This is a genomic window from Zoogloea dura, from assembly GCF_012927165.1.
Lineage (GTDB): Bacteria > Pseudomonadota > Gammaproteobacteria > Burkholderiales > Rhodocyclaceae > Zoogloea > Zoogloea dura.
The window spans coordinates 17,313-29,647 of sequence record NZ_JABBGA010000017.1; the positions used below are offsets into that span (position 1 = coordinate 17,313).

10 protein-coding genes and 2 tRNA genes are annotated in these 12,335 nt (G+C 66.2%); 4 read left to right on the top strand and 8 right to left on the bottom strand.

Annotated features, from left to right (window positions below):
* Window positions 1-34: 34 nt before the first annotated feature.
* The 4 genes from urtD to urtA all read right to left on the bottom strand — a co-directional run bounded on the left by urtD (window position 35) and on the right by urtA (window position 5,115).
* A complete protein-coding gene (urtD, locus tag HHL15_RS17970) occupies window positions 35-886 on the bottom strand; it encodes an urea ABC transporter ATP-binding protein UrtD (protein ID WP_169147186.1) in 852 nt (283 codons plus the stop codon).
* A 1-nt stretch (window position 887) separates the two neighbouring features.
* A complete protein-coding gene (gene urtC, locus HHL15_RS17975; protein WP_169147187.1) occupies window positions 888-2,105 on the bottom strand; it encodes an urea ABC transporter permease subunit UrtC in 1,218 nt (405 codons plus the stop codon).
* Between the two features lie 16 nt (window positions 2,106-2,121).
* Window positions 2,122-3,729 carry an urea ABC transporter permease subunit UrtB gene (urtB, locus tag HHL15_RS17980; protein WP_169147188.1) on the bottom strand — a complete coding sequence of 536 codons (1,608 nt, stop codon included), beginning with the start codon at window positions 3,727-3,729 and terminating at the stop codon, window positions 2,122-2,124.
* Window positions 3,730-3,855: 126 nt separating this feature from the next.
* Window positions 3,856-5,115: an urea ABC transporter substrate-binding protein gene (gene urtA / locus HHL15_RS17985; RefSeq protein WP_169147189.1), complete on the bottom strand. Its 1,260-nt coding sequence runs from the start codon at window positions 5,113-5,115 to the stop codon at window positions 3,856-3,858.
* A gap of 187 nt (window positions 5,116-5,302) precedes the next feature.
* Here urtA and HHL15_RS17990 point away from each other — a divergent pair, with 187 nt between their 5' ends.
* The 3 genes from HHL15_RS17990 to HHL15_RS18000 are packed head-to-tail and all read left to right on the top strand — an operon-like array spanning window position 5,303 to window position 8,625.
* Entirely contained in the window at window positions 5,303-6,154 is an 852-nt protein-coding gene (locus HHL15_RS17990) for an HDOD domain-containing protein (RefSeq protein WP_169147190.1), read from the top strand.
* A gap of 19 nt (window positions 6,155-6,173) precedes the next feature.
* Window positions 6,174-7,712 carry an NAD(P)H-hydrate dehydratase gene (locus tag HHL15_RS17995; protein WP_169147191.1) on the top strand — a complete coding sequence of 513 codons (1,539 nt, stop codon included), beginning with the start codon at window positions 6,174-6,176 and terminating at the stop codon, window positions 7,710-7,712.
* A 25-nt stretch (window positions 7,713-7,737) separates the two neighbouring features.
* Window positions 7,738-8,625: a DMT family transporter gene (locus HHL15_RS18000; RefSeq protein ID WP_169147192.1), complete on the top strand. Its 888-nt coding sequence runs from the start codon at window positions 7,738-7,740 to the stop codon at window positions 8,623-8,625.
* A 23-nt stretch (window positions 8,626-8,648) separates the two neighbouring features.
* Here HHL15_RS18000 and HHL15_RS18005 read toward each other — a convergent pair whose 3' ends face one another.
* Window positions 8,649-9,482, bottom strand: coding sequence for a tetratricopeptide repeat protein (locus tag HHL15_RS18005; protein ID WP_169147193.1), 834 nt, complete (start codon window positions 9,480-9,482; stop codon window positions 8,649-8,651).
* 196 nt (window positions 9,483-9,678) lie between these two features.
* Between HHL15_RS18005 and HHL15_RS18010 the strand changes: the two genes are divergently transcribed.
* Window positions 9,679-9,753 (top strand) — tRNA-Val (locus HHL15_RS18010).
* A gap of 572 nt (window positions 9,754-10,325) precedes the next feature.
* Here the strand turns inward: HHL15_RS18010 and HHL15_RS18015 are convergent.
* From HHL15_RS18015 to HHL15_RS18025, 3 genes are all read right to left on the bottom strand, one after another.
* Window positions 10,326-10,402, bottom strand: a tRNA-Pro gene (locus HHL15_RS18015).
* A 121-nt stretch (window positions 10,403-10,523) separates the two neighbouring features.
* Entirely contained in the window at window positions 10,524-11,492 is a 969-nt protein-coding gene (locus tag HHL15_RS18020; RefSeq protein ID WP_169147194.1) for a polyprenyl synthetase family protein, read from the bottom strand.
* 102 nt (window positions 11,493-11,594) lie between these two features.
* Window positions 11,595-12,317, bottom strand: coding sequence for a glycerophosphodiester phosphodiesterase family protein (locus HHL15_RS18025; protein ID WP_169147195.1), 723 nt, complete (start codon window positions 12,315-12,317; stop codon window positions 11,595-11,597).
* Window positions 12,318-12,335 lie beyond the last annotated feature (18 nt).

A 12,335-nucleotide genomic window follows, 5' to 3' on the forward strand; every position in this document is an offset into this window, starting at 1 on the left:
ATTCGATTGTTCGGTGGGGCGCGGGCCCTGCGGCTCAGCGCCCCAGGTAGACCTCGATGACGCGCGGGTCGGCCTGCACGGTGGCGAGGTCGCCTTCGGCCAGCACGGAGCCTTCGCACAGCACGGTGACCTTGCCGCCGAGGGCTTCGACGAAGGCCATGTCGTGCTCGACGACCATCAGCGAGTGCTTGCCCTTGAGGCTGACGAAGAGCTCCGCGGTGCGCTCGGTTTCGTCGTCGGTCATGCCGGCGACGGGCTCGTCGAGGAGCAGCAGCTTGGGGTCCTGCACCAGCAACATGCCGATCTCCAGCCACTGCTTCTGGCCGTGGGAGAGCAGCCCGGCGGGCCGGTCGGCCTGGTCGGCCAGGCGGATCTGTTTGAGGGTGTCGGAGATCTTGTCGAGGTCGTCGCCGAACAGGCGGGCAAACAGGCTCTTCTTGACCCGCTTGTCGGTCTTGAGGGCCAGCTCCAGGTTCTCGAACACGCTGTGGTTCTCGAACACGGTGGGCTTCTGGAACTTGCGGCCGATGCCGGTGTGGGCGATCTGCGGTTCGGTCAGGCGGGTCAGGTCGATGGTCTGGCCGAAGAAGGCCTTGCCGGAGTCCGGCCGGGTCTTGCCGGTGATGACGTCCATCATGGTGGTCTTGCCGGCACCGTTGGGGCCGATGATGCAGCGCAGCTCGCCGGCGTCGATCTGCAGCGACAGCTTGTTGAGGGCGCGGAAGCCGTCGAAGCTGACCGTGATGTCGTCCAGGTAGAGCATGACCCCGTGGGACAGGTCGAGCTCGCCGGGCTTGAGCACGTGGCTGGTGCTGGCGGCGCCGTCCCAGCCTTCCTTCTGGCCGTCGGCGGGGGCATTGCGGGAGATGGAGGATTCGACGCGCATCTCAGGCTCCTTTGGCCACGGTGGCAGCGGTGCCGTTGGGGATCTTGGCTTCGGGGGCGGCCGTGGCGCGGGGGGCGGCGGCCACGCTGGCGCGGGCCTCAGCCAGAGCGGCTTTCTCGGCCTTGCGGGCCTTGAGCCTGGCCCACAGCCCGACCACACCCTGGGGCAGGTAGAGGGTGACCAGGATGAACAGCAGGCCCAGGAAGAACAGCCAGTATTCCGGAAAGCTGGTGGTGAACCAGGTCTTGGAGAGGTTCACGATGCCGGCGCCGAAGACCGGCCCGATCAGGGTGCCGCGCCCGCCCACGGCCACCCAGATGGCGATCTCGATGGAGTTGGCGACGGACATCTCCGAGGGGTTGATGATGCCCACCTGGGGCACGTACAGGGCCCCCGCCAGGCCGCACAGCATGGCCGACAGCGTCCAGATGAAGAGCTTGTAGTGGAGCGGGTTGTAGCCGATGAACATGACCCGGTTCTCGGCGTCGCGGATGGCGGTGAGGACCTTGCCGAACTTGGAGGCGATGAGGGCCTTGCCCAGCACGATGGTGGCCAGCAGCAGGGTCACCGACAGGCCGAACAGCACCACCCGGGTTTCCGGCGCGGTGATGGAATAGCCGAGGATGCGCTTGAAGTCGGTGAAGCCGTTGTTGCCGCCAAAGCCGGTCTCGTTGCGGAAGAAGAAGAGCATGGCCGCGTAGGTGAGGGCCTGGGTGATGATCGAGAAATACACCCCCTTGATCCGCGAGCGGAAGGCGAAGTAACCGAAAATGAAGGCGATCACGCCGGGCACCGCCATGGCCAGCAATAGACACCACAGGAAACTGTCGGTGCCGGCCCAGTACCAGGGCAGTTCCTTCCAGTCGAGGAAGACCATGAAGTCAGGGATGGCCGCCCCGTAGCTGCCGTCGCGGCCGATCTGGCGCATCAGGTACATGCCGAAGCTGTAGCCGCCCAGGGCGAAGAACAGGCCGTGGCCGAGGGACAGGATGCCGCCGAAGCCCCAGATCAGGTCCATCGCCACCGCCACCACGGCGTAGCAGAGGATCTTGCCGAGCAGGGTGATGGCGTAGGTGGAGACGTGCAGCGGATGGCTCTCGGGCAGCATCAGGTGGGCCAGGGGCACCCCGACCCAGGCCACCAGGGCCACGGCGGCAATCGCCAGCCAGCCCTTGGGGCCGAGGCCGGCCACCAGTCTTACGCTTGCAGGTGTGCGCATTGTCGTGCTCCCTGTATCAATCGACGAACCGGCCCTTGAGGGCAAACAGCCCCTGGGGTCGCTTCTGGATGAAGATGATGATGAAGACCAGCACCAGGATCTTGGCGATCACCGCACCGGCCCAGCCTTCGAGGAACTTGGTGACAATGCCCAGGCCGAGAGCCGCCCACACGGCGCCGGCCAGCTGCCCCACCCCGCCGAGCACCACCACCATGAAGGAATCGACGATGTAGCCCTGGCCCATGTCCGGCCCCACGTTGGCGATCTGCGACAAGGCCACCCCGCCCAGCCCGGCGATGCCGGAGCCGATGCCGAAGGCCAGGGTGTCGATGCGCGCGGTGGGCACGCCCACGCAGCCGGCCATCGGGCGGTTCTGGGTGACGGCGCGGACGAACATGCCGAGACGCGTCTTGTTCATCATCAGCCACACCACCAGCAGCACGAAGCCAGAGAAGGCCACGATGACCAGGCGGTTCCAGGGCAGCGACAGGTTGTCGGCCAGTTGCACCCCGCCGGACATCCAGGCCGGGTTAGCCACTTCCACGTTCTGCGCGCCGAAGAGCAGGCGGGCAGCCTGGATCAGCACCAGGGACAGGCCCCAGGTGGCCAGCAGGGTTTCCAGCGGACGCCCGTAGAGGTGACGGATCACCGTGCGCTCCATGGCCATGCCGACGGCGGCGGCGACGAAGAAGGCCACCGGCACGGCGGCCAGCAAGTAGTAATCGACAAACTCCGGAAACCTGGCCCGGAACAGGGCCTGCATGGCGTAGGCGGAATAGGCACCGACCATCAGCAGCTCGCCGTGGGCCATGTTGATGACGCCCATCACCCCGTAGGTGATGGCCAGGCCGAGGGCGGCCAGCAGCAGGATGGAGCCGAGGGAGATGCCGGTGAAGATCTGGCCGGCGGTGTCGCTCCAGGCCAGGCGGCCGTCGATGGCCTTGATGGCGGTCTGGGCGGCCAGGCGCACCTTCTCGTCGGGCTCGGCGAAGTCGTCGCCCTGCTTGTCGAGCAGGCCCAGCAGCAGGGCCTTGACCGCCGGGCTGGCGGATTCGCCCAGCTCCTGCACGGCCTTCAGGCGCACCGCCGCGTCCGGGCTGCCGAGGCTGGCCTGGGCATGCAGGCGCACCAGGATGTCCTTGATCACCGGGTCCTGCTCGTGGGCCAGGGCCTTGTCGAGCAGCGGCAGCAGCACCGCACCGTCGCCCATGTCGGCGAGGAGCAGTCTTGCGGCGGCCAGGCGCTCGGCGGTGTCGGTGGAGAACAGGCGCAGCGCCGCCAGGGCGCCATCGACCTGCTGGCGCAGGCTGTTGTTGAGGCTGATGGATTCGGAGTTGGCCGGGGCCGGCTTGATGGCGGCGCCGCTGGCCGCATCCAGCACCTGGTCGCCCGCCACGATGACGACCCGCTCGCCGGCCACGGCCACCGCATCGTCGGACAGGGCTTTCAGCAGGCGCTGGGCATCGGCGTCATCGCCGGCGGCGGCGAGGCCGGCCACGGCGGCCTGCTTCGCATCGAAATCGTCGGAGGCCAGGCCCTTGAGGATGGCCGGGTCCAGCGCTGCACCGGCGCTCCCGGCCCACAGACCAAGCACGAGGCTCAACAGCAAGAATATTCGTTTCATCGTTTTCCCCGATTACGGGTCATGCAGGGGTCTGCACACCCCGGCATTCCCTGCAAAAAGGCCGGCGACGGGCCCGGAGCCCTTCCGCCGGCCAACACTGCTTTCGCGAGAGGAGGTCGCGAGCGCTTACAGCTTCTGCTTGCCTTCGTTGCCCGGGATGAAGGGGCTCCAGGGCTGGGCGCGGATCGGGCCCTTGGTCTTCCAGACGGTGTTGAACTGGCCGTCGGCCTTGATCTCGCCGATGAAGACCGGCTTGTGCAGGTGGTGGTTGGTCTCGTCCATCTTCAGGGTGAAGCCCGACGGCGCCTTGAAGCTCTGGCCGGCCATGGCGGCGATGACCTTGTCGGTGTCGGTGGATTTGGCCTTCTCGACGGCCTGGGCCCACATGTGGATGCCGACGTAGGTGGCTTCCATCGGGTCGTTGGTGACCACCGACTCGGCCTTCGGCAGCTTGGCCTTCTTGGCCCAGTCGCGGTACATCTTGATGAACTTGTCGTTCTCGGGGTTCTTCACCGACATGAAGTAGTTCCAGGCCGCCAGGTGGCCGACCAGCGGCTTGGCATCGACGCCGCGCAGTTCTTCCTCACCCACCGAGAAGGCCACCACCGGCACGTCCTTGGCCTTCAGGCCGGCATTGCCCAGCTCCTTGTAGAAGGGCACGTTGGAGTCACCGTTGATGGTGGAGATCACCGCCGTTTTCTTGCCCTCACCGGCAAACTTCTTGATCTTGGCGATGATGGTCTGGTAGTCCGAGTGACCGAAGGGGGTGTATTCCTCCATGATGTCCGCATCCGCCACGCCCTTGCTGTGCAGGAAGGCGCGCAGGATCTTGTTGGTGGTGCGCGGATACACGTAGTCGGTGCCCAGCAGCACGAAGCGCTTGGCCGAGCCGCCTTCCTTGCTCATCAGGTATTCCACCGCCGGGATGGCCTGCTGGTTGGGCGCGGCACCGGTGTAGAAGACGTTCTTCTCGAGCTCCTCGCCTTCGTACTGCACCGGGTAGAAGAGCAGGCCGTTGAGTTCCTTGTAGACCGGCAGCACCGACTTGCGGGACACCGAGGTCCAACAGCCGAAGGTCACCGCGACCTTGTCCTGGGACAGCAGCTGGCGGGCCTTCTCGGCAAACTTGGGCCAGTCGGAGGCCGGATCCACCACCACCGGCTCGAGCTTCTTGCCGAGCACGCCGCCCTTGGCGTTGATTTCCTCGATGGTCATCAGCGCGGTTTCCTTGAGGGCGGTCTCGGAGATCGCCATGGTGCCGGACAGGGAATGCAGGATGCCCACCTTGATGGTGTCGGCGGCGTAGGCGCCGGCCGGCAGGCCACCGATGGCGGCGATGGAGGCGGAGAGTACGGCGGCCTTGATGAAGGAACGGCGGTTTTGCATCGAAGACTCCTTGGTCAGTGGGTTCGGTATTCGGCGTAATGCGGTGCAGCAATGGAACGCAGGTTACGGAGCCCGCCCCGGCACCGGAATACGTCAGATTGCGTAGGTGATGCGCAGGCCGCACGGCTCAGGCCGGGGTCGGCTAGAATCGGGGCGTTCCCAATCTCTCCCAGCCTCCTCCCCCGCCATGTCCCTACCCGATCCCGCAGAAGTCGACCGTCTTCTCAAGGGCATCAGCATTCCGCCCCGCCCCGAAGTCCTGACCCGCCTGCAGAAGGAGATCGACTCACCGAACATGTCGCTGACCACGGTGGCCCAGATCATCAACAGCGACGTGGCCCTGGCCGCGGCGGTCATGAAGGTGGCCAATTCGCCGGGCTTCGGGCTCAGCCGCAAGGTCAGCACCGTGCAGCAGGCCATTCCGGTGCTGGGCTCGCGCACACTGGCCAGCCTGGTGGCCGGCGTCACCCTGCGCAACAGCCTGTCCTCCGGGCCGGTGCGCCTGGACCGCTTCTGGGATTCCAGCCTCCGCTGCGCCCAGCTGTGCGCCCGCCTGACCCGCGAGTTCCGCGGCGTGCCGGCCGAGCACGCCTACACCTTCGGGCTGTTCCACGACTGCGGCATCGCCGTGCTGATGCAGCGCTTCCCGGACTACCGTGACACCCTGCAACTGGCCAACAACGACACCAGCCGGCCCTTCACCGAGGTCGAGGAAGCACAGCACGCCACCCACCATGCGGTCATCGGCTACCTGCTGACCCGCAACTGGGGCCTCCCGGAGGACATCAGCCAGGCAACCCTGCTGCATCACGACCTGGGCATCTTCGACGGCAATGCCGACGCGGCGGCGGCCCGTTGCCGCACCCTGGTGTCGCTGGCCGAGCTGGCCGGCTGCTACGTGGGCAGCTTCATGCGCATGAACGAAGACTCCAGCTGGCTGCGCAGCCGCTCCGCGGTGATGGCCCACCTGGGGCTGGGCGAGAACGACTTCCACGATCTGCGCGAGATGGCCTTCGAACTGCTCGAGCAGGTTTCCTGACAGCCTCTGCAAGCCCCCCATGCACGCCGCGCCCCTCCCGATCTACCCCGTCAGCGCCATCCGCGACCTCGAGGCCTTGGCCATCCCGGGCGCCATGCCGCCACTGATGGAACGGGCCGGCGAGGCCGCCGCCACGCTCGCCCTGTCCCTGCTGAAGACGCCCGCTGCAGTGCTGATCGCCTGCGGGCCCGGCAACAATGGCGGGGACGGCTTCGTGATGGCCCGCCTGCTGCGCGATGCCGGGCACGCCGTGCATATCGCCTTCGCCGCCGATCCCGAACGCCTGCCCGCCGATGCCGCCTCCGCCCACGCCGCCTGGCTGGCCGCCGGCGGCGAGACGCTGCCCGAGCTGCCGCCCACTCCGCCCGGCGGCTGGGCGCTGGTGGTGGATGCCCTCTTCGGGATCGGCCTGCAGCGTCCTCTGGAAGGCCGCTACGCCGAGTGGATCGACAGCCTCAATACCCAACCCTGCCCGCGCCTGGCCCTGGACATCCCCAGCGGTCTCGACGCCGACACCGGGCGTTGCCTCGGCCCCTGTTTCGCCGCCACCCACACGCTCAGCTTCATCGCTCTGAAGCCGGGCCTGCTGACCCTCGACGGGCCGGACCAGTGTGGCCTGGTCCAGGTTGCCGCGCTCGGTCTTGATCCGCAAGCGCTGCTGCCAGCCCCCGGCCACAGCATCGCGCCGGGCCTGTTCGAAACCCGCCTGAGGCCCCGCCGCCGCAATTCCCACAAGGGCAGCCACGGTGACGTGGCGGTGATCGGCGGCGCGCCGGGCATGGTTGGTGCCGCGCTGCTGGCCGGACGGGCCGCAGCCAGCCTGGGCGCCGGACGGGTGCTGGTCGGCCTGCTCGATCCGAGCGCGCTGAGCGTGGACCCACTGCGTCCCGAGTTGATGTTCCGCACAGCCACCGCGCTGCTTGAAGGCCCGCTGCCGAACGCCCTGGTGGTCGGCCCCGGGCTGGGCCAGTCAGACAACGCCGGCCGCTGCGTCGACCAGGCCATCGGACTGCCGGTGCCGCTCCTCCTCGACGCCGACGCCCTGAACCTGCTGGCCCTGTCGGCAGCCCGCCAGGAGACCCTCGCCCGTCGCCAGCACCCCACGCTGCTGACCCCCCACCCCGCGGAGGCAGCCCGCCTGCTGGCCTGCGGCACCACCGAGGTGCAGGCCGACCGCCTCGCGGCGGCCCGACGGATCGCCCGCCGCCTGCAGGCCTGGGTGGTGCTGAAGGGCTGCGGCAGCATCGTCGCCGCGCCGGACGGCGCCTGGTGGATCAACTCCAGCGGCAACCCGGCCATGGCCACCGCCGGCATGGGCGATGTGCTGAGCGGCCTGGTCGGCACGCTCCTGGCCGGCGGCTGGAATGCCGGCGAGGCGCTGCTGGCCGGCGTGCATCTGCATGGCTGCGCCGGCGATCACCTGAGCGCTACGCTCAACATCGACTCAGGCCTGCTGGCCGACGAAATGTCCACGGCGGCCCGCCACTGCTTCAACGCCTGGATCCGCCCACCCACCATGAGGGACACGGCAACGTGGGACGGGCCGGCACACCCCTGAGCCCCATGCAGTCCGAACCCACTCCGTGAATCATCCGCAACGCCCGCTGTTCGGGGCCGGCCTGGCCATGGTCGCCCTCATCCTGTTCGTGCTGCTGGACGCCACCGCCAAGCATCTGAGCAGCCGCTATCCGGTGCCTCTGCTGATCTGGGCACGCTACACGGTGCATCTGGCCCTGATGCTGGTGCTGCTCGCCCCCCGCCTGGGCCACCGCCTGTATCGCACCCGCCGGCCGGCACTCCACCTGCTGCGCGCCGGCCTGCTGCTGGGCACCAGCCTGTGCGGCCTGGCGGCCTTCAACCGCCTGCCTCTGGCCGAGGCCACCGCCGTGATCTTCGCCTCGCCGGTGATTGTCGTGCTGCTGGCCCGCCCACTGCTCGGCGAGCAGATCGGCCCCTGGCGCAGCACCGCCGTGGTGATGGGCTTCGCAGGCGTCCTGCTGGTGGCCCGGCCGGGCGGCGGGCTGGGTCCGGAAGGCATCGCCTTCGCGCTGGCGGCCGCCGTGTTCTACGCGATCTACCAGATCCTCACCCGCAAGATGTCACGCACGGAGAGCCCGGTCACGCTGCTCTTCCACACCGCGCTCACCGGCAGCCTGGCCATGAGCGCAGCCCTGCCCGGCTTCGATCACGGCCCGGCGCCCGATACCCGTGAATATCTGCTCTTCCTGGCCATGGGCACCCTGGCCGCAACGGCCCATTTCCTGCTCACCAAGGCATTCAGGGAAGCCCCTGCCTCCCTGCTGTCACCCATGCTCTACGTGCAGATCGTGTGGGCCACCCTGTTCGGCTGGCTGGTCTTCGGGCAGGTGCCGGACACAGTCGCCCTCGCCGGCATGGCTGTTATCGGCGTGGCCGGCATCCTCATCGCAGTGGACGGGCGCCGCAGCAGCCGGCCTGGCCCGGTCGGCTGAGGGCCAGGCCGGGAGGAAGTGAGTCAGCGGGCTTTCAGTGCCTCGACCGCGGGCGGATAGCCGCCGGCAGCCGCAGCCTTCAACCAGCGCAGGGCCTCGACCGGATCCCGTGCTTGCCCGACCCCGGTCTCCAGCATGACCGACAGGGCATACCCGGCCTCACTCTCCCCCGCCTCCGCCGCACGGCGAAAAAGCCGGGCCGCCTCATCAAGGTTCCGGGGCACCCCACGCCCGGCCTCATACAGCCAGGCCAGCCGGGTCACCCCACGTGCATCCCCCTCGTCCGCCAGCCCCTGGTAGGCCGTGACGGCATCGACGAGGTTGCCGTCGGCCTCAAGGCGACGCGCCTCGGCCAGCCGTCGATCGCGGGGCCCGAGCGGCACCGGGCTGCGCCCTTCGAGCACGGCGAGCTGGACTGCCGCCTCCTCGTCCCCCATCCCAGCCGCCAGCACAAGCCAGCGCCGCGCCGCCACCGGGTCGGCCGCCCCCAGCCGGTTGCCCTGCAGCGAGATGCCCAGCCGCAGGGCCGCATTGCGACTGCCAGCCAGCGCGGCCTGCTCGTAGCGGCGGCGCGCCTCAGCGGCGTCCCGGGGCTCACCCAGCCCGTCTTCTGCCAGGATCCCGAGATTGAACCAGGCCTCCCCCATGCCCCGCTCCGAGAGCGCCGTCCAGATCTGACGTGCCTCCGCGTAGTGGGCCATCTTGAACTCCGCATAGCCCTTGTACAGCCCGATCGCCGGCTTGCGGATCACGTCGGCAAGCTCATCTTCACCGAGCAGCTCCGCGTGGGCCATGGGGGCGATCACGATCAGCAACAGTGCAGCAATTCGCGTACAGCGGGTCGGTACATGCACCATCTTGTCTCCGTTGTTGTTGTACAGCCTGTGCCCACGGACTCCGGGAAGAGGAGCGCCGCGAACAGCGCCTGCATGAGTCTGCATGGTGTCAGGAAATTGGAGGACTTAATGAGGGATGCGGGACACAAAAAATATTTCTTCGAATTTTCTTGACACACCCCAGGTCGTTAACTACAATGCGTGCTCATCACCTGCCGGGCGGTTAACTCAGCGGTAGAGTGCCACCTTCACACGGTGGAAGCCACTGGTTCGATCCCAGTACCGCCCACCAAATTAAGAATGGAGATGGATTCAATTTCTTCATTCAATAAAAAGGCGCCTTCGGGCGCCTTTTTTATTTCCCATCTATTCCCCCTCGCCTGCAATGAAATAGCGGACAAGGCGAAAAAGCATCGCACCACCCTCTCTCGCCCCCCTCCACGCAAGAGCAATAACGCCAGCCGCGAACCGGAGAGCCAATTCCGCCCGACAAGCCCACCGCAAAGCAGACAGGCAGGCAGGCACCTCTGGGCACATATACGGGAAAGCCGGAACGTAATAGCACCAGGACCGGACAGACCGAACAAGAGAATCCAGCAGCAAGCCTCACGCCCTCACGCCCGAGAACAAATCCAGCCAAAGGCACAAGCTCTCCACCCGGCCCCGGCAAACTCGCAGCGTGAAAGAAAACAGGCCGCATCCGCAATGTGCGGAACACACCCCACACTACCAGTGACACAAGGCAGATCAAGCCCACCTCACCCAGCCTGCACTCCCCGGATGTCACCTTACTTGAGAGAGAGGCCAACCCTGAAACCCAAAACAAAAAAGCCACTCTTTCGAGTGGCTTTTTCGCGGGATTGGTGGTCGGGGAAAGAGGATTCGAACCTCCGGCCCCTGCGTCCCGAACGCAGTGCTCTACCAGGCTGAGCTATTCCCCGACGCTTATTTGAAAGACCTTATCGATCAATCAACACAACCGAGTCGCACATTATATTTACTGTTCAACTCTTTGTAAAGCTTTTTGCACTTCAATTACTGCGGCAAAAAAAACCAGCTGCCTCAATACTTTCGTGCAACAGCGAACTTTGACAATTCTATCAACGATTCCCTGAAAATGGAAGGGGGCAATGCAGAAAGCGCCTCCAGCGCCAATTGCGCTTCAGCCTCTGCAACCCGACGGGTTTCCTCGAGAGCTCCGGTGGCACGAATAGCCGCCAGCACCGCAGGGAAATCATCGCGACCGCCATTCTCGATTGCCTTGCGAACACAGGCCGCCTGTTCGGCATTGCCGTGCTTCATCACGTGAATCAGTGGCAGGGTCGGCTTGCCCTCTGCCAGGTCATCGCCAATATGCTTGCCGGTATCGGCTTCCTCGCCGGAATAATCAAGCACATCGTCGATCAGCTGGAAGGCGGTTCCGATATGCATGCCGAAAGCCGCCAGCTTGTCTTCAAGTTCCTCGCCGACATTTCCGAGAATGCCGCCCAGACGGGCCGCCGCCTCAAACAGCTTGGCCGTCTTGTAGCGGATCACGCGGAGATAGCCCTCCACTTCCACATCCGCGTCATGGCAATTGAGGAGCTGGAGGACTTCGCCTTCGGCGATCACGTTGGTGGCGTCTGCGAGAACCCGCATCACCTTCATGTTGTCCGCGCCGACCATCATCTGGAATGCCCGGGAATACAGAAAGTCACCGACAAGAACAGAGGCGGCATTGCCGAACATGGCGTTGGCGGTCTTGTTTCCGCGCCGAAGCTCGGATTCGTCCACCACGTCGTCATGAAGCAGGGTCGCGGTATGGATGAATTCCACCACTGCAGCCAATTCGCGGTGATAGCTGCCCGTATAGCCGGCAGCCCCGGCGGTGAACAGCACCATGGCGGGACGCAGGCGTTTGCCGCCGCTGCCGATGATGTACTCGGCCACTTGGCGGATAAGCACCACGTCGGAGTAGAGGCGATCCCTGATGACGGCATCGAGCGCCTTCATGTCTTCGGCGATCGGCGCGTAAAGCTGCGAGAGAGACAAGGCAATGCCCAGACTAGAAAAAACGCGATGTTAGGGGGCTTGGCAGACTTCCGTCAAGGTGGCTGGATCAATGCAATTTCCGCAGCCTTATGTACGAAATGCTCATCGGATGAGATCGGGACGATCGGAAAATACACCGGTCACGCCCCAAGCCCTCAGCCGCGCCGCTTCCGGCGCATCGTTGACCGTGTAGACCAGCACGTGCAGGCCCGCTGCAGTTGCCTGCCGCACGTGTTCAGGGAGGAGACCCCGCCGCCCCAGATTGAGCCCACCACACCCGAGTTGCAGGGCCCGGGCCTGCGCAACGGTCGAATACGTTTCGGTCAACAAGGCCCTCGGCAGATGGGGAGCACGCTGCGCCGCAGCCTCGAGTGCCTCGGCTGAGAAGGACGACAGGAGCACATCCACACCGTGCTCCCGACGAACGAGCATGTCACCGACAACCCTCCCCGTCTCCACCTCGAAGCCTTGCGCAGGCTTGATCTCCACGTTGGCAACCAGGCTCAGCCCGGCACAGGCCGCCAGGACGGACTCGAAGGACGGCAGAGTCTCGCCCCGGAAGGCGGGATGAAAAGCCTGGCCGACATCCACAGCCAGCAGCTCCGCGGCGGCCATGCGGGAAACCCGCCCCTGCCGTCCGGCAGTGCGCTCCAGGGTTTCATCGTGGATCACGATCGGCACGCCATCGGCCGACAGCATGACGTCGAACTCCACCGCCGCGCAGCCCAGCCGGCCCGCGATGTTCAGGCCGGCCAGGGTGTTCTCCGGCGCCAGGGCACCGCCACAGCGATGCACGTAGAGCGCGGGGCCGGGCCAGGCAAACATATGGCAGTGGAGCGGACG